Annotated in this window: 20 protein-coding genes; 8 read left to right on the top strand and 12 right to left on the bottom strand. The window is 69.7% G+C overall.

Annotation, left to right across the window (positions count from 1 at the left end):
- Positions 1-137: 137 nt before the first annotated feature.
- The 5 genes from FHR38_RS01205 to FHR38_RS01225 form a co-directional block, all read right to left on the bottom strand.
- Positions 138-851 (bottom strand): copper homeostasis protein CutC, encoded by a 714-nt coding sequence (locus FHR38_RS01205; RefSeq protein WP_184532015.1) that lies wholly within the window; start codon positions 849-851, stop codon positions 138-140.
- Positions 848-3067, bottom strand: a complete 2220-nt coding sequence (locus tag FHR38_RS01210; protein ID WP_184532017.1) for an ABC transporter ATP-binding protein — start codon at positions 3065-3067, stop codon at positions 848-850. Before FHR38_RS01210 ends, FHR38_RS01205 begins: the two co-directional genes overlap by 4 nt.
- An 11-nt stretch (positions 3068-3078) precedes the next feature.
- A complete protein-coding gene (locus FHR38_RS01215) occupies positions 3079-4002 on the bottom strand; it encodes an ABC transporter permease (protein ID WP_184532019.1) in 924 nt (307 codons plus the stop codon).
- Positions 3999-4958, bottom strand: coding sequence for an ABC transporter permease (locus tag FHR38_RS01220; RefSeq protein WP_184532021.1), 960 nt, complete (start codon positions 4956-4958; stop codon positions 3999-4001). The genes FHR38_RS01215 and FHR38_RS01220 overlap by 4 nt, the downstream gene beginning before the upstream one ends.
- 77 nt (positions 4959-5035) lie before the next feature.
- Positions 5036-6841, bottom strand: a complete 1806-nt coding sequence (locus tag FHR38_RS01225; RefSeq protein WP_184532023.1) for a peptide ABC transporter substrate-binding protein — start codon at positions 6839-6841, stop codon at positions 5036-5038.
- Positions 6842-7125: 284 nt separating this feature from the next.
- On the opposite strand from FHR38_RS01225, the gene FHR38_RS01230 reads away from it, so the two are divergent.
- From FHR38_RS01230 to FHR38_RS01240, 3 genes are read left to right on the top strand one after another with little or no spacing between them, the layout of a single operon-like run.
- Positions 7126-8271 carry an ROK family protein gene (locus FHR38_RS01230; protein WP_184532025.1) on the top strand — a complete coding sequence of 382 codons (1146 nt, stop codon included), beginning with the start codon at positions 7126-7128 and terminating at the stop codon, positions 8269-8271.
- Between the two features lie 13 nt (positions 8272-8284).
- Positions 8285-9763 carry a M81 family metallopeptidase gene (locus FHR38_RS01235; protein ID WP_184532027.1) on the top strand — a complete coding sequence of 493 codons (1479 nt, stop codon included), beginning with the start codon at positions 8285-8287 and terminating at the stop codon, positions 9761-9763.
- Positions 9760-10740: an ROK family protein gene (locus FHR38_RS01240; protein WP_184532029.1), complete on the top strand. Its 981-nt coding sequence runs from the start codon at positions 9760-9762 to the stop codon at positions 10738-10740. The genes FHR38_RS01235 and FHR38_RS01240 overlap by 4 nt, the downstream gene beginning before the upstream one ends.
- Positions 10741-10836: 96 nt before the next feature.
- Here FHR38_RS01240 and FHR38_RS01245 read toward each other — a convergent pair whose 3' ends face one another.
- On the bottom strand, positions 10837-11472 hold the full coding sequence (locus FHR38_RS01245) for a YitT family protein (RefSeq protein WP_184532031.1): 636 nt from the start codon (positions 11470-11472) through the stop codon (positions 10837-10839).
- A 211-nt stretch (positions 11473-11683) separates the two neighbouring features.
- Here FHR38_RS01245 and FHR38_RS01250 point away from each other — a divergent pair, with 211 nt between their 5' ends.
- From FHR38_RS01250 to FHR38_RS01265, 4 genes are all read left to right on the top strand, one after another.
- A complete protein-coding gene (locus tag FHR38_RS01250) occupies positions 11684-12145 on the top strand; it encodes an Lrp/AsnC family transcriptional regulator (protein ID WP_184532033.1) in 462 nt (153 codons plus the stop codon).
- A 122-nt stretch (positions 12146-12267) separates the two neighbouring features.
- On the top strand, positions 12268-12567 hold the full coding sequence (locus FHR38_RS01255; protein WP_184532035.1) for a FeoA family protein: 300 nt from the start codon (positions 12268-12270) through the stop codon (positions 12565-12567).
- Complete coding sequence (gene feoB, locus FHR38_RS01260) at positions 12564-14513, top strand: ferrous iron transporter B (RefSeq protein WP_184532037.1); 1950 nt, start codon at positions 12564-12566, stop codon at positions 14511-14513. The genes FHR38_RS01255 and feoB overlap by 4 nt, the downstream gene beginning before the upstream one ends.
- 7 nt (positions 14514-14520) lie before the next feature.
- Positions 14521-15108 (top strand): NifU family protein, encoded by a 588-nt coding sequence (locus FHR38_RS01265; protein ID WP_184532039.1) that lies wholly within the window; start codon positions 14521-14523, stop codon positions 15106-15108.
- On the opposite strand, the gene FHR38_RS01270 is transcribed toward FHR38_RS01265, so the two are convergent.
- From FHR38_RS01270 to FHR38_RS01295, 6 genes are all read right to left on the bottom strand, one after another.
- Positions 15095-15703: a class I SAM-dependent methyltransferase gene (locus FHR38_RS01270; protein WP_184532041.1), complete on the bottom strand. Its 609-nt coding sequence runs from the start codon at positions 15701-15703 to the stop codon at positions 15095-15097. The two genes, FHR38_RS01265 and FHR38_RS01270, sit on opposite strands and share 14 nt — an antisense overlap.
- A 42-nt stretch (positions 15704-15745) precedes the next feature.
- Entirely contained in the window at positions 15746-16066 is a 321-nt protein-coding gene (locus FHR38_RS01275; protein WP_184539087.1) for a carboxymuconolactone decarboxylase family protein, read from the bottom strand.
- 110 nt (positions 16067-16176) lie between these two features.
- A complete protein-coding gene (gene narI / locus FHR38_RS01280; protein ID WP_184532043.1) occupies positions 16177-16923 on the bottom strand; it encodes a respiratory nitrate reductase subunit gamma in 747 nt (248 codons plus the stop codon).
- Positions 16920-17597, bottom strand: a complete 678-nt coding sequence (gene narJ / locus FHR38_RS01285; protein WP_184532045.1) for a nitrate reductase molybdenum cofactor assembly chaperone — start codon at positions 17595-17597, stop codon at positions 16920-16922. The genes narI and narJ overlap by 4 nt, the downstream gene beginning before the upstream one ends.
- Positions 17594-19186: a nitrate reductase subunit beta gene (gene narH / locus FHR38_RS01290; protein ID WP_184532047.1), complete on the bottom strand. Its 1593-nt coding sequence runs from the start codon at positions 19184-19186 to the stop codon at positions 17594-17596. Before narH ends, narJ begins: the two co-directional genes overlap by 4 nt.
- Complete coding sequence (locus FHR38_RS01295; protein WP_221449294.1) at positions 19186-22845, bottom strand: nitrate reductase subunit alpha; 3660 nt, start codon at positions 22843-22845, stop codon at positions 19186-19188. The genes narH and FHR38_RS01295 overlap by 1 nt, the downstream gene beginning before the upstream one ends.
- A gap of 657 nt (positions 22846-23502) precedes the next feature.
- Here FHR38_RS01295 and FHR38_RS01300 point away from each other — a divergent pair.
- Complete coding sequence (locus FHR38_RS01300; RefSeq protein WP_184539089.1) at positions 23503-24495, top strand: DUF1152 domain-containing protein; 993 nt, start codon at positions 23503-23505, stop codon at positions 24493-24495.
- Positions 24496-24730 lie beyond the last annotated feature (235 nt).

Genomic DNA, 24730 nt, shown 5'->3' on the forward strand with positions numbered 1-24730 from the left:
ACGTCGTCGATGGCTCAGCCTACGCCCAGTCGACCGTCAACGAGATCAGCAGCGTTCTTTCGACGCACTGGCGTCTCCGACGTTCTTCGGTGGTGGAAGGCTCTTCCGTCTCCCACCACCGAAGACTGAGCGCCAGGTCAACCGCCACGCACGGCGGCGACGACCCGGCGTACCTCGTGGCCGTCCGTGGCCTCGCGACCACCGCGCCGGATCGGTGCCCGCAGGTGCACCTCCTGCGCCCCGGTTTCGGCGAGCACCCGCTGGACGTTGTGCGACCGGATGTCGCCGGCGGCGATGACCCGCAACCGGTCACCGGCCTGCTGCCGCAGCGCTGCGATCCGTGCGGCACCGGCCAGCGCGGTGGGTGCCGCACCCGAGGTGAGCACCGCCTCGGCCCCGAGGTCGATGATCTCCTCGATCGCTTCCAACTGGTCGCCGATCTCGTCGAAGGCCTTGTGCACGGTCACCGGCAGCGGTCCCGCCGCCTCGATCAGATGCCGGAGTACGGCCAGATCGAGGCCGCCGTCGGTGGTGACGGCACCGACCACCACCCCGACAGTGAGACCGTGCGGATTGGGCAGGCCGCGGATGGCCTCGATGTCGGCGAGCATGACCTGCTTCTCGATCTCGCTGACCCGGAAGTTGCCGCCCCGGGGGCGGACCATGACCCGTACCCCCGCCCTGCGCAACGTCCGCAGGGCGACCTCAACGGCCCCCAGGCTGGGGGTGGTACCGCCCTGGCCAAGGTCCGCACATAGCTCCAGCCGGTCGGCCCCGGCTGCCTCGGCCACCAGCGCGGTCGGCACGTCGCTCACACAGATCTCCACGATCGTGCGACGTGTCGGGCTCATCGGACGGCTCCGGTGTCCACAGTGGCCGCCGCCGACTCCGCGCGTAGCGGGAAGTGGCAGGCCACCTGGTGCCCGTCGCCAGCCAGCGGCGGCTCCGTCGCGCAGATCTCCTGGACCAGGGGGCAGCGGGTCCGGAACCGGCATCCGGTGGGCGGATTCAGCGCGCTGGGCAGTTCGCCTCGGATGGTGACGCCATCACGCACGGCTGGGGTGTTCGGGGTGACTGAGGGAACGGCGTCGATGAGCGCCTGCGTATACGGATGACGGGCCGCCCGGACCACGTCCCGGGCGGGGCCGACCTCAACGAGCTTGCCGAGGTACATGACGCCGATCCGGTCCGCCATGTAGTCGACGACGGACAGGTCGTGGCTGATGAAGACGTACGCCAGACCAAGCTCGCGCTGTAGGTCCTTCATGAGGTTGAGGACCTGTGCCTGGATCGACACGTCCAACGCGCTCACCGGCTCGTCCCCGACGATCAGCCGGGGTTGCAGGGCCAGCGACCGGGCCAGCCCGATTCGCTGCAACTGGCCGCCGGAGAACTCGTGGGGATAGCGCTCCAAAACCCGCCGCGACAGCCCCACCTGGTCGAGAAGGGTGGCGATGCGAGCCCGTCGGGCCGCGCCGTCGCCCACCTTCTGGATCTCCAGCGGCTCGGCGAGGATGGCGTCGACCCGCATTCGCGGGTTCATCGCGGCATAGCTGTCCTGGAACATCAGTTGGACCTGCCGGTGCATCCGGCGCCGTTCCCGTCCGGTCAGACTGGCGATATCGGTACCGTCCAACATGATCTGCCCGCTAGTCGGCCGCTCCAGCCCGACGGCCAGACGGCCCACGGTGGACTTACCGCAGCCGGACTCACCGACCAGTCCGAACGTCTCTCCCGGACCGACCTCGAACGAGACACCCGCCACGGCGCTCACCTGCCCGGCGGTACGCCGCAGCAGCCCTCCGCTGTTCGCGGCATAGTCCTTGACCAGCGCCCGCACCGACAGGACCGGTGTCGCCGTCGGATCACCTGCCGTGGCCACCGGTTCACCTGTCCCAGCCGCCGGCTCAGCGGGCCTAACCGCCGGTTCAGCGGGCCCCGCCGTCGGCTTGCCTGTCCCGGCCGCCCGGCTGGCCAGCGCCGAAACCGGCTCGACCCGGGCCGGGGTCGGCAACGAGACCGGTACGACGGATGCCACGGGCACCGGATGCAGACAGGCGTGCTGGTGTTCACCGGCCGACAGGGTCACCTCGGCGCTGCGGCACTCGTCGGTGGCGTACCGGCAGCGGGGGGCAAAGCGGCAGCCGGTCAGGGGCCGGGAAAGGTCCGGTGGCAGTCCCGGGATGCTGTAGAGCCGGGCGTGTTCACCAGAGTCCCGGATCGCCGACTCAGGCAGCGCCTCCATCAGTGCCTGGGTGTAGCGGTGCCGAGGCGAGTGGAAGAGTTCCTCGGTCGCGGCCGTCTCCACCACCCGGCCGGCGTACATGACGGCGACCCGGTCGGCCCGGCCCGCGATCACCCCCAGGTCGTGGGTGACCAGAATGACGGCCATCCGGAACTCTTCCCGCAGGTCGTCGATGAGTTCGAGGATCTGGCGTTGGGTGGTGACGTCGAGCGCCGTGGTCGGCTCATCGGCGATGAGCAGGCGTGGTGAGCAGACCAGTGCCATCGCGATGGCGACCCGTTGCCGCATCCCGCCGGACAGCTCGTGCGGGTAGTTGTCGACGATCCGATCCGGGCGCGGCATCCCGACCCTGCGCAGGATATCGATGGCCCGTTCCCGGGCCTCCGCCTTGCCCACCCGCTCGTGCACCCGCAACGGCTCGGCGACCTGGACACCGATCCGCATGGTGGGGTTGAGCGAGGTGAGCGGGTCCTGGAAGACCATGCCCATCCGCACACCACGAATCCGGCGTACCTCGCCTGCGGGCAACGACCGCAGGTCCCGGCCCTCGAACAGGATCTGCCCTCCGCACACCCGGCCACCGGGCGGCAGCAGCCCCATGATCGACAGAGCCGTCATCGTCTTGCCACTGCCCGACTCACCCACGACACCGAGGGTCTCCCCCGGCATCAGCTCCAGGTCGACCCCGTCGAGGGCGTGCACGGTACCGCGGCGCAGCGCGATGTCGGTGTCGAGATCGCGCAGTTCCAGCAGGGGTTGGTCGCCCGTCGTGTCCGCCGCCCCCGGAGAGCGCCGCACGGTCGGTTCGGTCGATTCGATCATTTGTGCTCCTGCTACCTCCGCCGGAGGCGGACCTCGAAGGCGTCCCTCAGCCCGTCGCCGATGAAGTTGAAGGCGAGGACGATGAGGATGATGGCGATCCCGGGCGGATACAGCAGCCACCAGTGGCCGCTGTAGGTGTTCGTGAGGCCGTCGGAGAGCATCCCGCCCCAGTTCGCCGCCGGCGGGGGCACGCCGAGGCCCAGGAAGGACAGGTACGCGACGTACAGGATCGCGTCGGCGACCTGGAAGGTCGCGTTGACGATCACCGTCCCGATGGCGTTCGGCACGATGTGCCGGCGTACCGCCCGGCCGCCCGTCCCACCCATCGCCCGCATGGCCTGGACGTACTCGCGGGACCGCAGGGTCAGCGCCTCGCCGCGAACCAGCCGGGCCGGCCCCAACCAGGCGAAGGCACCGATGATGAAGATGAGCATCGGCACGCTCGGCGTGACGATGGCGGCCAGCAGCATGAAGAGGAAGAGCGACGGGATCGACATCATCGCGTCGACCACCCGCATCATCGCCGAGTCCGCCCAGCCGCCGACGAAGCCGGCGACCGCCCCCCACAGGGTGCCGATGATGGTGGCGAGGACTCCCGCCGCGAGCCCGACCACGATCGAGGTCTGCCCACCGAGCATGAGGCGGCCCAACTGGTCGTAGCCGAGCCCGTCGGTCCCGAGCGGATGTCCCTGCTCACCAGGGGCCAGGTATACGGCCGTGAGGTCGGTGTGCACCTGGTCGGTGCGGTAGAAGAGCGGGCCGAGGAAACAGATCCCGGCGAGCAGGACGAACAGGCCCAGGCCCACCAGGGCGAGCCGGTTCTCGCAGAAGACGACCAACCCCTGCCGCCAGAGGCCGCGCACCGGCCCCTCGCCCGGGTCGGAGGTCTGGTCGGCGGCCGTACCTGGGCGCACCGCCTCGGAAGATGTGGTCATGAGGTGCTCCTGCGGAGTCGGACCCGAGGATCGACGGCGGCGTAGAGCAGGTCGGCGACGAGCGCACCGGCGACTGTCGCGATCGAGATGATGACGGTGACCCCGAGCAGGATCGGGAAGTCACGCTTCAGCGCCGCCTGCCAGAACAGCTGCCCCATGCCGGGGAAGTTGAACAGTGACTCGACGACCAACGCGCCGCTGAACAGCGCGGGCAGGTACATGCCGAGCAGCGTGATGACCGGGAACAACCCGTTGCGCAGCGTGTGCCGCAGCACCACGCGCCCTTCGGACAGGCCCTTGCTGCGGGCGGTGCGGACGTAGTTCTCGTTGAGGTTGTCGACCATGGCGGAGCGGACGTACCGCGAGTAGACCGCGACGGTGACGATGGCGAGCGTGACCGTGGGGAGGACCAGCCCGGCCGGGTCGCCGAGCATCTCCGCCACGGTGAACCCCTGTGGCGCCTCCGGTGGCAGGATCGGCCAGACCTGCGAGAAGAGAATGATCATCATGAGGCCCATGAAGAAGATGGGCGTGGCATACGCCAGCAGCGACAACGAGGTGATGGTGTAGTCGGGCCAGCGGTTGCGGCGTACCGCCTGGATCACCCCGAGCGGAATGGCCACCACGACGGCGAGCAGGGTCGACAGCAGCGAGAGCACCATCGTCTTCGGCAGTCGTTGTCCGATCGCCTCGGTCACCGACTGGTTGAGCTGGTACGAGTAGCCGAGGTCGCCGTGCAGCATGCGCTGTACGAACATGCCGTACTGCTGGGGCCAGGGCCGGTCGTAGCCCATCTCGTGGTTGAACGCCGCGAGCTGCTCCAGCGTCGCCTCCTTGCCGAGGGTGGCTCGCGCCGCGCCCCCGGGGAGCAGATGCAGGATGAGGAACGCGATCACCGTGACGAGTGCGACGACGATGAGGGCCTGACCCAAGCGCGTGATGAGGTAGCGGACCACCTGGGCCGTGCCTCCTCTCCGGTCGGGGCCTCGGCGGCGCGGTGGGCGCCGCCGAGGCCGGGGCGATCAGTGATCGGTCACTTCCAGGACCAGTCCTGGAAGTACATGAGGTTCATCGGGTCCTGCGGCTCGACTCCCTGCAGGCCGGACCGGTACGCCGAGAGCTGGAACACCGGGTTCGGCATCCAGAGCACCGGCAGGTCCGTGGCGAGGAAGTCGTTGTACGCCTTGAGCGTGCTCTCGTCGCCGGAGAACTGCGTGGCCTCGATGAGCCGGTCGGCCTCGGGGTTGCTGTAGCTGCCCAGGTTCACCGGGGCGTCGGTGGCGAAGAGCCGCTCACCGCTGGCGAACGCCGGGTAGTACCAGCTGCCCTGCGAGCCGAAGAAGGACATGTCCCACGAGCAGGCCGCCTCGGTGGACTTGCAGGTCGGGGTGACCGCGACCGAGTCGGGCACCTCCTTGATGGTCAGCTGGATACCGAGCTTGGCCATCTGCGACTTGATTTCGGCGAACATCTTGGTGGTGGCGGTGAACCCGGTCTGGCTGGTGACGGTGAAGGCCAGTGGCGTGCCGGCGGCGACACCCTCGCCGCACTGGTTCGGCCCGGCGCCCGGTGCCTGGCAGGTGGTCTGCCCGTCCGGGGTCACCTTCCAACCGTGGCTCTCCAGCAGGCCCTTGGCCTTCGCCGGGTCGAACGAGTAGGCACAGCCGGCGGCGTCGGTGCCGCCGGTGCCCGGCTTGGCCGGCACCGGCCCACAGGTGGGTGCGGCGGTGCCGGACCAGATGACCTTGCTGATGGTCGGCTGGTCGATGAGCATCTGCAGCGCCTGCCGCAGGTACGGCTGGTGGAACAGCACCCCGGTCTTCGGGTTGTTGAAGTTCAGCTGGAGGTAGGTGATCGACCAGCCGTACCAGGGAGAGATCGTGTAGCCCTTGGACTTGAGATGTCCCTCCTGCGACACGTTGGCAGCGGGCACGTACCCGTAGTCGATGCCGCCCGCACGCAGCACGTTGAACTCGGCGTCGTCGCTGGTGAACGGCCGGAGTACGACCTTTGTCAGCTTCGGTTTGTCCACCCCCGAGTACTTCGGCTGGGCGGTGAGGGTGACCTCACCGTTGGGCACGTACCGCTCCAACTTCCACGGGCCGCTGTTGACCTTCCACAGCTCGTTGGAGTCGTACGTCTTGAGGTCCTTGGCGGCGGCGGTGAGGAAGTCGAAGACCTTCCGGGCGCGCTCCGGGGTGCTGGCCGGCCCACCCACGGCCGCGGTCGCGGAGTCCTTGTCCCACGCGTGCTGCGGCAGAGGGGTGATGCGGTTGAGCTGGTTGTCGACGAACCACGCGGTGTTGTACGCCTTCGTGGTGGTGATCGAGAAGGTCTTGTCGTCCTTGACCGACCACTGGGCGATGTTGTCGGGGAAGCCACCGGCCCGGTACGACGCCCACTTGTCCTTGTTGGCGGTGACGAGGTCGTACCAGAACTGGATGTCCTTGGTGGTGACGGGCTTGCCGTCGGACCAGGTGTTGTCCTTGAGGGTGATGGTGAGGGTCTTGCCGCCGTCGCTGACCACCGGCGGCTCGGCCATCGAGCGCTGCGGGTCGATGTTGTACTGCGCGGTGCCGTCCAGCTTGTACTGGTAGAGGGATCGGTACAGCGCCTGGCCGAAGATGGCGTTCTCGCCCTGCGTGTAGCCGGGCGCCGAGATCGGCAGGATCCAGTTGGGGGTACGGAAGGCGACCGTGACGGTGTCCTTGCCCTGACTTCCGCCGTCCTTCGACGGATCACTGCCGCCGCCGCAGGCGGCCAGGCTCGCCCCGAGGGCGACCGTGCTGGCTATCGCCACCGCGCGGCGGAGCGCGCGCCCGGGAAATCTGCTCCTCATGAGTCTCCTCGATTGATGTGCACTGCCCCGCGTCTCCGGGTGCCGGCGGCATCGCCACGCGACCAGCCGTCCGAGCTGCTCCTCGACGTTCGACGCGGAGAATGTAACCGCGCCGAAGTGCCAAGTCAACGAAAGTTACTCTCTTTATTCGGCAGCTTTGACCGGGGTACGCTCAAAGTCGGCGAAGCATGGGCGATACTCTTCGCGTGGGCTCCGGACCGCACCCCGTGGCACTGCGACACACTGAGGCGCGCCAGAGGACCGCCCAAACAAGGAGAGGCACCTTGGAACCATCGATCTCCGCCACGCTGCGCGAGCAGACCCTCGACCTGCTGGCCAACGGCACCGCCACCTCGCGCGCCGACCTCATCGAAGCGTTACAGGTCGCCCCCTCGACCGTCACCAGCGTGGTACGCCGACTCCTCGAGGAGGGCGTCCTCCTCGAGGAGGGGGTGGGCCGGTCCACCGGGGGACGACGCCCCCGGATCCTGCGGCTACGGGAAACCAAGGGGGTCCTCGCCGTCGCGGAGTTGGGCGGCAGGCACGCCCGGGTGGGGTTGTGTGGGCCCGACGGCGGGCTACGCACCACTGAGGAGGTGTCCATCGACATCGCCGCCGGACCCGACGAGGTGTTCGACATCGTCGCGGCGACCTTCGCACGGCTCCAGGCCGATACCGCGCCAGGTCAGGAGTTGCTCGGGGTCGGCGTCGCACTGCCGGGCCCGGTCGAGTTCCCCGGTGGACGGCTGGTCGGCCCCGCCCGGATGCCCGGCTGGAGCGGCGTCTCCGCGCGGGAACACCTCGCCAAGCACTTCCAGGTGCCGGTGGTCGTCGACAACGACGCCAAGGCGGCGGCGATCGGCGAGTACGTCATCCGAGGCAACGAGTTCGGCGACATGATCTACGTCAAGGCCGGTACGGGCATCGGCGCCTGCCTGGTCAGCGGCGGACAGATCTACCGGGGCGGTCGCGGTCTCAGCGGAGACGTCACGCACGTACGCGTAGCCGACAGCGGAGAGCAGGAGTGTTCCTGTGGCAGCCGGGGCTGCCTGGAGACCGTTGCCAGCGGCGCCGCCCTGGCCCGCCAACTGGCCGGGCAGGGCTCGTCGGCGACCTCGATCCAAGACATCATGGCGGCGGTCGGCGACGCCGATCCGACCGTGGTGACCCGGGTACGCCACGCCGGCAGCCTGCTCGGCGTGGCCCTCTCCGGCCTGGTCAACTTCCTCAACCCCGACGCCGTCGTCATCGGCGGCGCGCTGTCCAGCCTGGACGTCTACGTGGCCGCGACCCGGGGGATGCTCTACGGGCGCTGTCTACCCTCCATGACCCAGTCCCTGACCATCGAAGCCAGCGTCGCGGGCCCGGATGCGGCCCTGGTGGGCCTCGGGCACCTGCTCCGCACGACCACCGACGTACGACCCTCCTGAGGAGCCCACACCCGTGCCCCGTCCCCTCCGCGTCGCCATCGGCGGCATCCACATCGAGTCCAGCACGTTCTCGCCCCACCTGAGCACCGCCCACGACTTCGAGGTCACCCGGGACGATGCGCTACTGGCGCGATACGACTGGCTCTCCCCCGTCGCGCCCTGGGCCGCCGACGTCGAGTGGGTCCCACTCGTGCACGCTCGGGCGCTGCCCGGCGGAGCGGTGGACCGGCCAGCGTACGAGGCCTGGGCCAGCGAGATGGTGGCGAAGCTCGATGCGGCTGGTCCGCTCGACGGCATGCTGTTGGACTTCCACGGTGCGATGACCGTCGTCGGAAGTGACGACGCGGAGGGTGACCTGGTCACCGCCATCCGGTCGGTGATCGGGCCGGAGCCGTTCGTCTCCGCCGCCATGGACCTGCACGGCAACGTGTCGCAGGTGCTCTTCGACGCCTGTGACCTGCTCACCTGCTACCGGACCGCCCCGCACGTCGACGTCTGGGAGACCCGTGAACGCGCCGCCCGGAACCTGATCGAGGCGCTGCGCCGACAGCAGCGCCCGCACAAGGCGTTGGTCCACGTACCGATCCTGCTGCCAGGCGAGATGACCAGCACCCGGGAGGAGCCGGCCCGGGGACTCTACGCACGGATCCCCGAGATCGAGACCCGCGACGGCATCCTCGACGCGGCGATCTGGATCGGGTTCGCCTGGGCCGACCAGCCGCGCTGCCGGGGCGCGGTCGTCGTCACCGGCACCGACGCCACCGCCAGCGCCAAGGCGGCCCGGGAGCTCGGCGAGCACTTCTGGGCGGCCCGCGACGAGTTCACCTTCGTCGCCCCCACCGGTTCGATGGACGAGTGCCTCGACACCGCCCTGGCAGCGGTCGCCGATCCGGGTCGGCGACCGTTCTTCATCAGCGATTCGGGCGACAACCCTGGTGCCGGCGGCGCCGACGACGTCACCTTCGCCCTCGAACGGATGCTGGCCCGCCCCGAGATCCGCGACGGCTCGCGCCGCGCCGTGTGCGCATCGCTGGTCGACCCACAGGCCGTCACGCAGATCGCCGACCAGCCGCTCGGCTCACCGGTGCAGGTGACGGTCGGCGGACGCATCGACTCCCGGGAGCCGGGCCCGCTCCCTCTCGACGGAATCCTGGAGGCGGTCGCCGACGATCCCGACGGCGGGCGGTGCGTCAGCGTACGGGTCGGTGGGCTCAGCGTCTTCGTCACGTCGCGCCGGATGCAGTACCGCCTGCTGGACTCCTACGCACGGCTGGGCATCACGGTCGACGAGATGGATCTCGTCGTGGTGAAGATCGGCTATCTCGAACCCGAACTGTTCGAGGCTGCCGGGGACTGGCTGCTCGCCCTGACCCCGGGCGGCGTCGACCAGGACCTCGGGCGACTGCCGTACCAGAAGGTGGTGCGACCGGTGTTTCCCCTGGACCACGACTTCACCGCGGACCTCACCGTGGTGCCGGGGTTGATCGCGTGACGCGATCATCCGAAGGCCAGTGCGTCCTCGCTGTCGACGTCGGGGGGACGACCATAAAGGGGGCCGTGTTCGGTGAGGATGGCCAGTTCCGTCACGCACTGGTCGTGCCGTCGCGGGCCGACGACGACCCGGTCGAAGCCGTCCGTTCCCTGTGCCGCCAGTTGCGCGACGACGCGCTCGCCCTCGGTGCCACGCCCGCCGCGATCGGCGTGGTCACCCCGGGACTCGTCGACGAGACCGAAGGTGTGGTGCGGTACGCCGCCAATCTCCGGTTCCGCAACGTGCCACTACGCGCCTTCATCGGGGCGGACCTCGGGCTGCCGGTTGCGGTCGGGCACGACGCGCGGGCGGCCGGCATCGCCGAGGCGGTAGCCGGAGCGGCCAGCGGGCTGGACAACTTCCTGCTGCTACCGCTGGGCACCGGCATCGCCGCGGCGGTGGTGGTGCACGGTGCGCCGGTGCCGGGCGCGACCGGTTCGGCCGGCGAGGTCGGCCACATGCCGGTCTATCCCGGCGGGGAGCCGTGCAGTTGCGGGCAGCGGGGCTGCCTGGAGGTGTACGCGTCCGCCGGAGGGCTGGCCCGCCGCTACGCCCGGCTCGGCGGAACCCCCGGGTTGGACAGCCAGGCCATCGCCGAGGCGGTGGCCACCGATCCGGTGGCCCGCACCGTCTGGGATGACGCCACCCAGGCTCTCGGCACTGCCCTGGCCACCCTCACCCTGACCCTCGACCCGGCCCGCATCATCCTCGGCGGTGGGCTCGCCGACGCGGGTGTGTTGTTCTTCGACCCGGTACGCGACGCCCTGCACGCGGCCCTCGCCTGGCGGACCCCACCTCCGCTGCTGCGATCCGCCTTCGGCGCTCAGGCCGCGCAGGTCGGCGCCGCCATCATGGCCCGACGAAAAGCTGACCTGCCCGTTCCCGACGGCTGGGGCGTACCCGAGCTTGCCCGGACCGGGGCAGGACCGTACGTCTGATGACGGCCGCCGGCATCCGCCGAAGTGGCGCGGGGCAGGTCGTGGACCGTTCGAGGCCATCACGTCGCGATGGTCTTGAACGCTTCCGAACCCGGGCTACAACGCCTCGGGATAGCGGCCCGGACGGTGATTGATGACCAGCACGAGGTTGAGAATGGCCACCCCTGCTGCGGACAGTGCGACGGTGGGCAGGGGGGCGGTGAACGCCGAAAGGACCACGACGGTGGCGTCGAGGGCCAGCAGCACGTAGCCGACGCGCCAGCCGAAGCGCTCCTGGCAGACCAGGGCTACCACGTTGAAGCCGCCGAGGCTGCTGTGGTGGCGCAGGACGATCAGGAGCCCGATTCCGGCAGCGAGGTTGCCAACCAGGGCGGCGTACACGGGGTTGGCACCGTCCAGAGGCAGTAGCCGGGGCTGGAACGACGAGAAGGTGGAGAGCAAGACGATGGCGAGTACGGAGCTGACCACGAAACGCGGCCCCTTGCGGTTCCAGGCCAGCACCGCGAAGGGCAGGTTGACCAGCGCGAAGATCATGCCGAACTGCCAGGGCAACAGGTGGGTCAGCAGAAGCACGAGCCCGGCGGTTCCTCCGGTGACCGCGCCGGCGGTCTTGATGAGGTGGAGCCCGATCGCGGCGATCAGTGTCCCGGTGGCCAGCGCCAGCAGGTCCTCGACGATGCTGTGTCGGACCGCGGAGCGGGGCGGAGCGAGTTCGGCGGCGGGAATGGTCATCGGGCGGCCGACGATGTCGCCCGGTGACCGAAGCGGCATGGGGCCCCGGCGGAGAACACCGAACGCGGGGCGGGGCTCCGTCGCAGATTCTGGGGCGCGTGCGACGTAATCACTCGGCCACCCTCCACGATCGTTTTCATATGCGCAAGAGAACCCTTCTCAGTTGAGCATGCTGTAGTTGGTTACCGTGCTCTGGTGCCATACTGCTCAAGTGGATGATCTCGATGCGCGGATTCTGCTGGCTCTGGATGAAGATCCGGATGCCACGGCACTCGCGCTGGCGCAGCGGCTTGGCATCGCCCGCAACACGCTGAGCGCGCGGCTGCTGCGGATGCGGCAGAACGGGGCGCTGCGGGAGTTCACCCGCAGGGTCGATCCCGCCCATCTTGGGCGTCAGCTGGTGGCGTTCGTGTCCATTGCCCTGAGCCAGGCGAGTTCGGTGCATGCGACCGCAGCGCTGCGGTCAGTGCCCGAGGTGATCGAGATGCACCGGACCACCGGCGAGGCGGATCTGCTGGTGAAGGTGGTCGCGCGCGATACGGCGGACCTGCAACGGATCACCGACGTCATCCTCGCGGCACCGGGTGTGCTGCGGACCAACACGGCGATCTCGTTGTGCGAGGAGATGCCGCTGCGACTGCGCGCCCTCATCGAGCTGGTGGCGCATCCCTGACCCGGTATGAGTCACGACTCATCGGTGCAGAATCAGGTCCAACGGCCCGCGCCCGGCGCGGAGTGCAAGGTTAGCCTGCCCTTACAACTGGAGGCACCGAGGCCAACTGCCGGAGGTTACGGATGGCCAGCACACGCACCGCCGAGCGGCAACGCCGTCGACTCTCCCCGGACGTCGGGGTCAGCACCGGCACCCTCACCGACCTGCCGCCCGGCGCTCGGGCAAGGGTCACCGGCATCATCGCGACGACACCGGGCACCGCCGGGCGCCTGGCGGATCTCGGGTTCACCCCGGGCACGGTGGTGCAGGTGCTGCGGCGGGCGCCGCTGGGCGACCCGGTGCTGTACCGGGTGAAGGACTACGAGGTGTGCCTACGTCGGGCGCAGGCAACGTGCGTACGGGTGGTCGAGGTGGACCGTTGACCGCCGGGTGCCACGACAGCGGTGGTACGGACACGGTCGCGACCCAGGCGCCGCGAATCGCACTGGTCGGTGCCCCGAACGCGGGCAAGACCAGCATCTTCAACGCACTGACCGGACTGCGCGGCAAGACCGGTAACTATCCCGGGGTGACGGTGGCCCGGTCCGTGGGAACCTGCCGGGTAGGACGGGACCAGTACGTCATCGAGGACCTGCCGGGCACGTACGGCCTGGAGCCGGTCAGCCCGGACGAACGGATCATGGTCGATGTCCTCGATGGCCGCGCCGATGGCGTGGACCGGCCGGACGCGCTGCTGGTGGTGGTGGACGCCACCACCCTGCGCCGGTCGCTGGGGTTCGTCGCACAGGTTCTGGCCCGAGGTCTGCCGGTGTGTGTGGTCGTCACCTTCACCGACGAACTCGCCCGCCGTCAGGGCCACCTGGACATCGACGCGCTCGCCCAGGCACTGGGCACACCGGTGCTGCGGGTGGTCGGCCATCGCCGGTACGGGCTCACGGAGCTGCGCGAAGCACTGGCCGACTGGGCGGCGTGGTCGGTTCCCCCGCTCGCGCCGCCGACCGAGCCGGCCGAGCGGGACGCGTGGGTCGAGTCCGTCCTGACGTACGCCGACTACCGCGCCCCCGAGCGGCACCGGATCACGCAGCGCGTCGACGGCGTTCTGCTGCACCCGGTCTGGGGCACGGTGGTCTTCTTCGCGGTGATGGTGCTGTTCTTCCAGACGTTGTTCACCGTCGCCGCCCCCCTACAGGATGGGGTGGAGGCTGGCTTCGGCGCTCTGGCGGCCCTGGTCGCCGCCCACGTGGAAAACCGTTGGTTGGCTTCTCTGCTCGGCGACGCGCTGATCGGCGGGGTGGGCGGCGTCCTGGTCTTCGTCCCGCAGATCATGCTGCTGTTCCTGCTGATCACCCTCCTCGAGGGGGTGGGGTACATGTCCCGGGCGGCGTTCCTGATGGACCGGGTGATGGCCCGCGCCGGGCTGGAGGGTCGCGCCTTCGTCGCGCTGCTCTCCTCGTTCGCCTGCGCGATCCCCGGCATCATGGCCACCCGGACCCTGCCGTCGGCCAGGGACCGGATCGCCACCATGATGGCCGCGCCACTGATCACCTGCTCCGCCCGACTGCCGGTCTACGTCCTGCTGGTCGACCTCCTGGTCGACCCGTCGGCCTCGGTAGGCCCGTTCGGCGCGCAGGGCCTGGTCATGTTCGGTCTGTACGTACTCGGTGCCGTATCGGCGATGCTGGCCGCGTGGGCGTTCAAGAAGCTCGGCGGCCGGGGTGGCACACTCATGCCGTTCTATCTGGAGATGCCGCCCTACCGGCTACCCTCGCCCCGGTCGGTCCTGATCGCCGTCTGGAGTTCCGCCCGGTCGTTCCTGCGCAAGTGCTCCACCATCATCGTGGCCACCACCATCGTGCTGTGGCTGCTGCTGAACCTGCCGCTGCACTCGGCCGCCCAACTGGGTGCGGCCGGTGTCGACACCGGCGACCCGGCGGCGGTCTCCGCCTACACCGTCGACCACAGCTATGCGGCAGGCCTCGGCCGCCTGGTGGCGCCGGTGTTCGACCCGCTCGGCTTCGACTGGCGGATCAACGTCGGGATACTGTCGGCCCAGTCGGCCCGGGAGACGTTCGTGGCCACTCTCGGCCAGGTCGCGGCGGCCGAGGACCCGGAGGACCCGGCCGAGGCACTACGCGCCATGACGTACTCCGACGGCGACCGCGCCGGGCAGCGGGTCTTCACGCCACCCACGGTCGCCGCGCTGCTGGTCTACTTCGCGTACGCCCTGCAGTGCATGGCCACCGTCGGGGTGATCCGTCGGGAGACCGGCACCTGGAGATGGCCCGCCGTCGCCTTCGGCTACCTCGCCGTGACCGCCTGGCTGATGGCCTACCTCGCCCGGTTCGTCACCGGCCTGGTGACCGGGTAGCACGACAATGGTTCCCATCCACCCCCAGCCATGTCCGGGCGAGCCGGACCGGGTGCGCTGGATCATCCCCGCCGGCCTGCTGAGCGTCACCGGTGCCGTCGCGGCGGCCCCGGTGCCACTGGCGACGCTGTTGGCCGACGGTACCCTCGCCGAGATCGTGGTGGAGCCCGCTGCGGTAATGACCCGGCTCGGCCACGGCCGCAGCTGGTCCACCGACGCTCCCCGGGTACGCACCGCGATCCACGCGGCCCTTGAGGAGCCCGCCGGGTGGATCGCGGCGAACGAACCCGACAGCTCCGGAGTCGACGCCCTGCTGTACCCGGTGGTCCAGGGGCTGCTGGACGGAGCGGTCGGTCAGTATGCCCGTTCCCACGGCGGCCGGATCGACCTGGTCGACGTGCGCGACGGCGTCGTCACCGTCCGCCTCACCGGCACCTGCCACGGTTGTCCCGCCGCCCACCTGACCCTGCGTCACCGTCTGGAACGCGACCTGCGCCGGTGGTATCCCGCTGTGCGTGTGGTGGACGCTGGACGGGCACCGGTTGACCGGCGCGCCCCGCGGTCGGACGACGCGCCCGTGCTCAGGCGGCGGTGAGCAGGGCGACCAGGAAGTCCGAGTCGGGTGTGTAGGGGCGCACGTCCCAGGTACTCAACAGGAGGTCCGGTGCCAGGCGCGCGGCCTTCGCGTCGGTGAGGAACTCGTCGTACCCGTAGCCGCGTCCGGTGCCGAATCCGACGGCGACCCGGCCGCCGTCGGCCAGGTGGGCACGGAAGCGGCAGAGGATCTCCCGCCGGGTGGACGGGGCCACGAAGGTCATCACGTTGCCGGCGCAGACGATCACGTCGAAGCCGGCCGGGACGCCGGCCGAGGGCAGGTCCAGCTCGCTGAGGTCACCCACCAGCCAGGTCGGCCCGGGATGGGCGGCCTGGGCCTCGGCGATCAGCTCGGGGTCCAGGTCGACCCCGACCACCTGGTGCCCGGCCGCCGCGAGGTGCGCGCCCACTCGCCCGGTGCCGCAGCCGGCATCGAGGATCCGCGCGCCGCGCGGCACCATCGCGTCCACCAGCCGGGCTTCACCGGCCAGGTCGGCACCGCGCGCGGCCAGGTTCCGGAACCGCTGGATGTACCAGCGCGAGTGGCTGGGGTCTTCGGCGATCTTGCGTAGCCAGAGATTCTCCGTGGCCTTCATCCGATTCCTTCCGTGGAAACCCGGTCGCAGGCGGGAAGGATCTCACACCGCCTCGGTGACTTCCTCGATCCAGCCCAGCGCGGCGATCGCGGTGGGAAACCCGCAGGTGGTGATGGCGGCGAGGGCGACCGCGTGGATCTCGTCGGGCGTGGCTCCGTGCTGGAGGGCCTTGCGGACGTTGGATCGCACGGCCCCCTGGGCCTCGGCACCGATCGCCATCGCCAGCTTGATCAACCGGTCGGTCTTCTCGTCGAACGGATTACGGTCCCGGATCGTGCGTGCCAACGCGCCCTGCGCCTCCGCGACGTCCGGGAAGCGTTCCTGGAACTGCCGGTAGATGCCCGGCAGGTAGTCGTTCTCCATCTGGTCCCCTTGAGTAGGCACCCGCATACGTTAGCCAGGGCACCGTGGCCACGCTGCTGGAGCGGAACAATCAGCGTCGTGGCCACGGTGCTGGAGCGGAACAATCAGCGTCATCGTCCGGATGACACGGGCCGGCGCTCGGCGTCCCGGACTGCGGCGGGCGTCGGGGCCGCGACCGGGGCTGGGCCACGGCGACCCCGGTAGACGACGTACGGGCGCCACAGATACGCCAGCGGCGCGGACCAGACGTGCACCAGCCGGGTGAACGGCCAGAGCGCGAGGAGAAGGAAGCCGCTGATGGCGTGCAGCTGGTAGACCAACGGTGCCCCGGCCATCAGCTCGGTGTGTGGTTGGAACCAGAAGATGCCACGGAACCAGACGGCGATCGTGGCCCGGTAGTCGTAGCCGCCGCCGAAGATGTTCTCCCCCACCACGGCGACCATGCCGAGGACGGCAATGACGGCGAGGAAGGTGTAGAGCACCTGGTCCATCACGGTGGTCTTGCGCCGGACCCGGCCGTTGACGAAGCGGCGGGCGATCAGCAGCGCGAGCCCCGCGATGAGCATGATGCCGGTGACCGAGCCGGCCGAGACCGCCACCAGGTGGTAGGTGTGCTCGGAGATGCCGACCGCCTCGGTGAGCGACGCCGGTATCACCAGGCCGAGGACGTGACCGCCGAGGACGCCGAGCACGCCGAGGTGGAACAGCGGCGAGCCGAGGCGCAGCAGGCGGTTCTCCAACAGTTGGCTGGTGTGGGTGGTCCAGCCGAACTGGTCGTGCCGCCAGCGCCAGACGTGCCCGGCGATGAAGACCGCGAGGCAGATGTACGGGAGCACGACCCAGAGCAGCGTGGTCATCGTGAGGCCTCCGCGAAGGAGCAGGAAGGGTACGGGGCGAGGTGGGTGTCGTGCAGGTCGGGACCGGCGCCGATGCTGTCCAGGCCGACGGTTTCGACCGGTGGCCCGTCGATGGCGAGTGCCGCGATGGCGGCCCGGTCCTCCTCGGTCAGTTCGGGAAGCATCGAGCAGACCGCGTCGAGCAGGAGTCGGTACGGTGTGCCGGAGTCGGTCAGCGCGGCGCGCAGCAGTTCGATGCCCTGCCGGTGCTGGCGCAGCGGGGCCTCGCCGTCGCCGGGTCCGACCATGGCGGCAAACTCCAGGACGACCGGCAGCAGGTCGGGTAGTTCGCCGTCGGCGAGCCGCAGCCCGTGTGCGCGGTACCGCTGTTTGAGCACGAGCAGTGCCATGCCTCGCTTGCGGGTGTCGCCGTGCAGGTAGTAGGTGAGGTAGAGACCGCTGCGGCGGCGCAGGTCGAAGGTCTGTACGTACTCCCGCTGGACGTCGATCAGCGGGGCGGCCAGCAGCCAGTCGAGGAACTCCCCGACCTGGGCGCGTACCGTCGGGTCTTCGAGGTCGGCGGCGGCCGCGCGCAGCTCCCGACCGGCGTCCAGCAGCTCCGCGTCGGGGTAGCCGAGCAGCAGCGAGACCAGACTGAAGCTCCGGGCCCGGTCGGCCGGGGTTGTGGCGATCATGAGTGTCCCCGCAGCGGGTTGAGTGCGAGCCCGCGCCGGCCGTCGGTACGCCGGAACAGGCCGGAATCCGCGTTGGTGCCCCCGTTGAGGTGGAACTGCTCGCTCATCCCCGGGCCGCCCTCGCAGTCCAGCGAGCAGTCGCCGTGTGCGGCGGCCTGCGCCTCCAGGGCGGCGGCGTCCTTGGCGTGTGCGGCCGGGATCACGTACCGCTCGTCGTACTTAGCGATCGCCAGCAGGCGATACATCTCCTCGACCTGGTCGGCGGTCATACCGATGCCGTCCAGCAGCTCCTGTGCGACGGTGCCGTCGAGGGTGCGGGCCCGCATGTAGGAGCGCATCGCGGCAAGCTTCATCAGCACACCGGCGGCCACCTCGGCGTCGCCCGCAGTGAAGAGTTCGGCCAGGTACTCGACCGGGATGCGCAGCTCACGGATGGTGTGGAAGACGTCGTCGGCGTCGGCGTCGTCGCGGCCCGCCTGACCGACGGCATCCAGCACCGGCGACAGCGGTGGCACGTACCAGACCATCGGCAGGGTGCGGTACTCCGGGTGCAGCGGCAGCGCGATGCGGTACTCGGAGATCAGCTTCCAGATCGGGGAGCGCTTCGCCGCGTCGATCCACTCGTCCGGCATGCCAGCGTCCCGGGCGGCGCGCTCCACGGCCGGGTCGTGCGGGTCGAGGAAGACCGCACGCTGGGCGTCCAGCAGGTCGTGCTCGTCCTCGACGGAGGCGGCGGCGAGCACCGCGTCCTCGTCGTAGAAGACGATGCCCAGATACCGCAGGCGGCCGACGCAGGTCTCCGAGCAGATGGTCGGCTGCCCCGCCTCGATGCGCGGGTAGCACAGGGTGCACTTCTCCGCCTTGCCCGTGGCGTGATTGACGTAGACCTTCTTGTACGGGCAGGCCGACACGCACATCCGCCACCCACGGCAGCGGTCCTGGTCGACCAGGACGATGCCGTCCTCCTCGCGCTTGTACATGGCGCCGGAGGGGCAGGCGGAGACGCAGGCCGGGTTGAGGCAGTGCTCGCAGATGCGAGGTAGGTAGAACATGAAGGTCTTCTCGAACTCGAACTTGACCTTCGCGGCGGCCTCGGCGGGCATCTTCGCCAGGTTCGGGTCACCGTCGGCGCGCTCGTGCGCCCCACCGAGCGAGTCCTCCCAGTTGGCACCCCAGGTGACTGCCATCGGCTCACCGGTCAGCGCCGAGTACGGCCGCTTCACCGGGGTGTCCTTCAGACCGGCCGGGGCGTTGACCAGGATGTCCTTGTCGAAGGTGGCCGGCTCGTAGTAGTCGTCGATGGTCGGCAGATCCGGGTTGGCGAAGATGCGGCTGAGGCGCTTGGCCCGGCCGCCGGAGCGCAGCACCAGACGGCCCTTCCCGTCCAGCCGCCAGCCGCCCCGCCAGCGTTCCTGGTCCTCGTAGTGCTTCGGGTAGCCGATGCCTGGCTTCGTCTCGACGTTGTTGAACCAGACGTACTCGGTGCCCTCCCGGTTGGTCCAGGTCTGCTTACACGTCACCGAGCAGGTGTGGCACCCGATGCACTTGTCCAGGTTCATCACCATTGCTACCTGGGCACGGATTTTCATCAGTACTCCACCTCCTGCGTGCGACGGCGGATCACGGTGATCTCGTCGCGCTGGCTGCCGATCGGGCCGTAGTAGTTGAAGGCATACGTGAACTGGGCGTGTCCACCCGCGAGGTGGGTGGGCTTGACCAGCAGCCGGGTCATCGAGTTGTGATAGCCGCCACGCCGGCCGCTCTTCTCCGCCTTGGGCACGTTGACCGTGCGTTCCGGCGAGTGGTACTGGAAGACCGTGCCCTCGGGCATCCGGTGGCTGACCACCGCCCGGGCGACGATGACACCGTTGCGGTTGTGCGCCTCGACCCAGTCGTTGTCGCGTACGCCGACCTTCTCGGCGTCCTCGACGCTCATCCAGACCACCGGGCCGCCCCGCGACAGCGCCAACATCAACTCGTTGTCGTGGTACATCGAGTGGATCGACCACTTCGCGTGCGGGGTGAGGAAGCGTACGGTCACTCCGCCGTCGACGACCTCCCCCGGCTTACCGAAGTTGCGCGCCACGTTCAGCGGCGGCCGGAAGGCCGGCAGCTGCTCGCCCAGCTCCGCCACCCAGTCGTGTTCGAGGAAGAAGTGCTGCCGACCGGTGATCGTGTGCCAGGGCTTGAGCCGCTCGACGTTGAGGGTGAACGGCGAGTAGCGACGTCCCCCCTTCTCCGACCCCGACCATTCCGGGCTGGTGAAGACCGGCTGCGGTGCCCGCTGCGTGTCCGGGTACGTGATCCGGTCGTTCTCGTGCCCGGCGATCAGGTCGGCGAACGCCTGGCCGGTCTGCTTCTCCAGGACCTCGAAGCCGGCCGCCGACACCCGGCCGTTGGTGGTGCCGGAGAGCGCCAGGATCGCCTCGCACATGCGGTCGGCGGTGGCCAGCGACGGCCGTCCTGCGCACGGCCCGTCGGGGATGACCCCGTTCTGGTGCCGCAGGTACTCCAGCTCGGCGGTGACGTTGACGGTCAGCGCCTTGGTGGTGGTGCCCAGCTTGTCGAGCAGCGGGCCGACCGCGCGCATCCTCGCACCGATCTGCGTGTAGTCCCGCTCGATCTCGACGAGCTTCGGCATGGTGGAGCCGGGTACCGGCTCGCACTCGCCCGCCTTCCAGTCCCGCACCCGGCCGCTCGGCGTGGCCAACTCGTCGGGAGTGTCGTGCTGCAGCGGCGCGGCCAGCACGTCGCGGCGCACCCCCAGGTGGGTCACGGCCAGCTCGCTGACCTTGTCGGCCAGGGCCAGGAAGGTGTCGTAGTCGGTGTGCGCGTCAGCGGGCGGCTCGACCGCCGGGCTGAACGCGTGCACGAACGGGTGCATGTCCGTGGTGGAGATGTCGTGCTTCTCGTACCAGGTGGCAGCGGGCAACACCACGTCGGAGTGCAGGCCGCTGTTGGTCATCCGGAAGTCGATCGAGGTGAGCAGATCGAGCTTGCCCGTCGGCGCCTCCTCACGCCAGGCCACGTCGCGGGGACGTTGGTCCGGCTCGCACTCGGTCGCGCTGGCCAACCAATCCACGCCGAGCAGGTGCCGCATGAAGTACTCGTTGCCCTTGCCCGAAGAGCCGAGCAGGTTGGCCCGCCACAGGGTCAGGCAGCGCGGGAAGTTCGCCGGGTCGTCCGGGTCCTCGGCCACACCCCGCAGCCGGCCGGCCTTCAGCTCGGCGACGATGTGCTGCTGCACGCTCACCCCGGCCGCCGCCGCCTCGTCGGTCAGATCGAGGGGGTTGCGGTTGAAGGCGGGATGGCCGGGGCTCCAGCCCATCCGCTGCGCGGCGGCAATGGTGTCGGCGAAGGTCATGCCGGTCAGCCGACCGGTGCCCAGCGGCGAGGCGAGTTCGTCGGCCGGGACCGGCTCGTACCGCCACTGGTCCGTGTGCAGGTACCAGAACGGGGTGCTGGCCTGGAACCGCGGCGGCCGGTGCCAGTCGAGGGCGAAGGACATGTGCTGTTGGCCGGTGATCGGCCGAGCCTTCTCCTGCCCGACGTAGTGCGCCCAGCCGCCGCCGTTGACGCCCTGGCAACCGGTCAGGGTGACCAGCGAGATGAAGGCGCGGTAGGTCATGTCGGAGTGGAACCACTGGTTCGCACCGGCACCCAGCACGATCATCGAGCGACCCTCGCTGCGCTCGGCGTTGCGGGCGAACTCCCGGCCGATACGGGCGGCCAGCTCGGCCGGAACGCCGGTGATGCGCTCCTGCCAGGCCGGGGTGTTCGGGGCGTCCGCGTCGTCGTACCCGGTGGGCCAGTCGCCCGGCAGGTCGCCGCTGCGCACGCCGTACTGCGCCATGAGCAGGTCGTAGACCGAGGTGACCAGGTGCTCGCCGACGCGCCTGACCGGCACGCCGCGGCGCATGGTGGCTCCGCCCTCCGTCTCGCCGACGTCGAAGCGGGCCAGGTCGACCTCCACCGCTTCGTCGCTGTGGCCAAGCAGCCCCAGCGCCGGGACCACGTCACCGAGGTCGAGGTTCCAGCTGCCCGCGTTGGCCTCGCCGTAACGGAAGCCGAGCGACCCGTTGGGCACCACCAGTTCTCCGGTGCGCTCGTCGACCAGCACGGTCTTGTGCGTGCCGTTCGCCTCGCCCAGGTCGGCGGCGGTCAGGAAGCGGTCCGCGGTCCAGGCGCCGGTCGCGGTCTCGCGGAGGGTGACCAGGAAGGGCAGGTCGGTGTACCGGCGGACGTAGTTGGTGAAGTACGGCACCTGCCGGTCCCGGAAGAACTCGGCCAGCACGACGTGCCCCATCGCCATCGCCAGCGCGCCGTCGGTACCCGGGTGCGGTGCCAGCCAGTCGTCGGCGAACTTGACGTTGTCGGCATAGTCCGGGCTCACCGCGACGACCTTCGTGCCCTTGTACCGGGCCTCCGCCAGGAAGTGCGCATCCGGCGTACGCGTCACCGGGATGTTCGAGCCCCACATCATCAGGTACGTGGCGTTCCACCAGTCGCCGGCCTCGGGCACGTCGGTCTGGTCACCCCAGATCTGCGGGGAGGCGATGGGCAGGTCGGCGTACCAGTCGTAGAAGCTCAGCAGGGTGCCGCCGAGCAGGGCGTGGTAGCGGGTGCCGGCGGCGAAGGAGGCCATCGACATCGCGGGGATCGGCGAGAAGCCCACGACCCGGTCCGGACCGTACTTCTTCGTGGTGTAGACGTGGGCGGCGGCGACCATGGTGGTCACCTCGTCCCAGGTGGCGCGAACGAAGCCGCCGCGCCCCCGCTGGGTCTTGTAGGAGCGCGCCTTGAGCGGGGTCTCCACGATGTCGGCCCAGGCCAGCACCGGGTCGCCCAGGCGCCGGAGCCCCTCACGGAACATCTCGGCCAGCACACCCCGCACGTACGGGTGCCGGACCCGGGAGGGCGAATACTCGTACCAGGAGAACGAGGCACCGCGCGGGCAGCCACGCGGCTCGTAGTCCGGCGAATCCGGCCCGGTCGTCGGGTAGTCGGTCGCCTGATGCTCCCAGGTGATCAACCCGTCCTTCACGAAGACGTTCCAGGAGCAGGAACCGGTGCAGTTGACCCCGTGGGTCGACCGGACCACCCGGTCATAACGCCAGCGGTCCCGGTAGAACGCGTCCCACGCGTTGCCGTCCATCTGGTGCAGGGTGCGCCCGTGGTCGCCGACGGTCTCGCGGGTCAGGAAACGCCGCGTGGCCAGCAGTGGTGCCACGCCGGGAACCTGATCCATCGCGGGCGTCCGGGCTGCGTCCGACGGGCGTTGTGCTGACACGGCGGTCTCCTACGTGGCAACGGCGACGACCGGTCGGGTCGTCGGTGCCAGGCAGGTGGCACACCCCCATAGTCCTCAGGTAATGGATGGTTTTCGGGTGCCCTTGGCCCTCTATCGGGTGGGACCAAGGCCCCGATTCGGGCGGGTACTTCCGGACCAGGCGGATCGGCCGCCTAACCTGCCCTGCCCCGACCCTGGCGTAATGGGTCGGGTTGCGCGGTCGTACGCCCTCCTGAGCTTGGCGTCCCGTTCGTCCCCGGTCGTCGCAATCTTGCCTCGTCGCAGCCCAAGACCTGATCCGATACGTCCGCGTACGCAGGACGGCACGAGGTGTGCCTGGCGATCGGAGGCAAAGGCCAGTGCGGAACAACACCCGCCGCCGGCATTCCACCCTGGGCTACCTCAGCCCCGCCGTCTACGAAGCCACCGTCTATCCCAGCGACTCAACCAGCAGGATAGCGTGAAACCACCCCATCGTCCGCGCACCCGATGTCTCAGGTCACCAGACCGCGCCGGTGGGCGTAGACCACCGCCTGCACGCGGTCGCGCAGGTCGAGTCGTTCGTGGCTCTGGCCCGAGTGATCCGCTTGCCGGGTGGCTGACAATTGAGCGGTGATGGACACTGTCGCGCTGCCGGCCGACCCCGGCGCGTTCTCGTTGGCCGTTCCACCGCTGTTCGCCGCGCTGGCTCCGGCGCGGAGCATCCTCATCGCCGGCGCGGGTGGGGGGTTCGACGTGTACGCCGGCCTACCCCTGGCGTTCGCCCTGTGGAGCGGTGGCGCACAGGTGTACCTGGCCAGTCTGTCCTTCTCGGAGCTCGAGTTGCTCGACCGGGACGCGTGGGTGGCGGAGTCCGTCGCGGCGGTACGGCCGGACACCGGCAGCCCGGACTGGTACTTCCCCGAACGGACGCTCGCCCGGTGGCTGGCGGCTCAGGAACTGCCGTCGACCGTGTACGCCTTTCCGCCACTCGGTGTCCAGCCGTTACGGGCGGCCTACCGGCACCTGGTCGAGCAACTCGACATCGACGCGGTGGTGTTGGTCGATGGCGGCACGGACGTTCTGCTACGCGGCGACGAAAGCGATCTCGGCACCCCCGTGGAGGACATCACCAGCCTGGCGGCCGTGGCCAAGCTGGACGTGCCGGTCAAGCTGGTGACCAGCCTCGGCTTCGGCATCGACGCCTACGACGGCGTCAACCACGTCCAGGTGCTGGAAAACCTCGCCGCACTCGACCGCGACGGCGGCTACCTCGGTGCCCTGTCCATCCCCGGTGCCAGCCGGGAGGCGACGTTGTACCGCGATGCTGTCGCCGACGCCCAGGCCACCACCCCGGACCGGCCGAGCATCGTCCAAGGTCAGATCGCCGCCGCCACCAGCGGTGCGTTCGGAGACATCCGGTCCACCCGACGCACCGGCAGCGGTGATCTGTTCGTCAACCCGCTCATGGCGATCTACTTCACCGTCGACCTCGACAAACTCGCCGCCCGATGCCTGTATCTCGACCGCATCGAGAACACCGTCGGCCGGCGACAGGTCATCACCCGCATCCACGCGTTCCGCGACGAACTCCACAGCTCACGCGTCCCCCGGGCGTTCCCCCACTGAACACCCGGTCGGCGGGAAATCTGGAATGCCGCTTACCGATCGAATCCCATCCGGGCGTGCCGGACCCCCTGTCACATCGCCCGCCGGCCGGTCGCCGCCCGCGTCGGATCAGCCGGTGCCGTCAGGGATGCGGCCCATCGGGCGGATCCTCAGGCGCAACCCGTGGTCGTGTAAGAGAAGTCTGGGCTTCCCCCGACCACAGCACCTCCGGCTTCAGCTGTCCGATAAGCAGTTC

Origin of the sequence: Micromonospora polyrhachis (assembly GCF_014203835.1) — a bacterium.
In the GTDB taxonomy this organism is placed as follows: Bacteria; Actinomycetota; Actinomycetes; order Mycobacteriales; family Micromonosporaceae; genus Micromonospora_H; species Micromonospora_H polyrhachis.

What these genes read in the sequence shown, in the direction of transcription:
- FHR38_RS01205 (WP_184532015.1), bottom strand. Translation starts at nt 851, where the DNA reads ATGAGCCCGACACGTCGCACGATCGTGGAGATCTGTGTGAGCGACGTG.
- FHR38_RS01210 (WP_184532017.1), bottom strand. Translation starts at nt 3,067, where the DNA reads ATGATCGAATCGACCGAACCGACCGTGCGGCGCTCTCCGGGGGCGGCG.
- FHR38_RS01215 (WP_184532019.1), bottom strand. Translation starts at nt 4,002, where the DNA reads ATGACCACATCTTCCGAGGCGGTGCGCCCAGGTACGGCCGCCGACCAG.
- FHR38_RS01225 (WP_184532023.1), bottom strand. Translation starts at nt 6,841, where the DNA reads ATGAGGAGCAGATTTCCCGGGCGCGCGCTCCGCCGCGCGGTGGCGATA.
- FHR38_RS01245 (WP_184532031.1), bottom strand. Translation starts at nt 11,472, where the DNA reads ATGACCATTCCCGCCGCCGAACTCGCTCCGCCCCGCTCCGCGGTCCGA.
- FHR38_RS01255 (WP_184532035.1), top strand. Translation starts at nt 12,268, where the DNA reads ATGGCCAGCACACGCACCGCCGAGCGGCAACGCCGTCGACTCTCCCCG.
- FHR38_RS01265 (WP_184532039.1), top strand. Translation starts at nt 14,521, where the DNA reads ATGGTTCCCATCCACCCCCAGCCATGTCCGGGCGAGCCGGACCGGGTG.
- FHR38_RS01270 (WP_184532041.1), bottom strand. Translation starts at nt 15,703, where the DNA reads ATGAAGGCCACGGAGAATCTCTGGCTACGCAAGATCGCCGAAGACCCC.
- FHR38_RS01275 (WP_184539087.1), bottom strand. Translation starts at nt 16,066, where the DNA reads ATGGAGAACGACTACCTGCCGGGCATCTACCGGCAGTTCCAGGAACGC.
- narI (WP_184532043.1), bottom strand. Translation starts at nt 16,923, where the DNA reads ATGACCACGCTGCTCTGGGTCGTGCTCCCGTACATCTGCCTCGCGGTC.
- narJ (WP_184532045.1), bottom strand. Translation starts at nt 17,597, where the DNA reads ATGATCGCCACAACCCCGGCCGACCGGGCCCGGAGCTTCAGTCTGGTC.
- narH (WP_184532047.1), bottom strand. Translation starts at nt 19,186, where the DNA reads ATGAAAATCCGTGCCCAGGTAGCAATGGTGATGAACCTGGACAAGTGC.
- FHR38_RS01295 (WP_221449294.1), bottom strand. Translation starts at nt 22,845, where the DNA reads ATGGATCAGGTTCCCGGCGTGGCACCACTGCTGGCCACGCGGCGTTTC.
- FHR38_RS01300 (WP_184539089.1), top strand. Translation starts at nt 23,503, where the DNA reads ATGGACACTGTCGCGCTGCCGGCCGACCCCGGCGCGTTCTCGTTGGCC.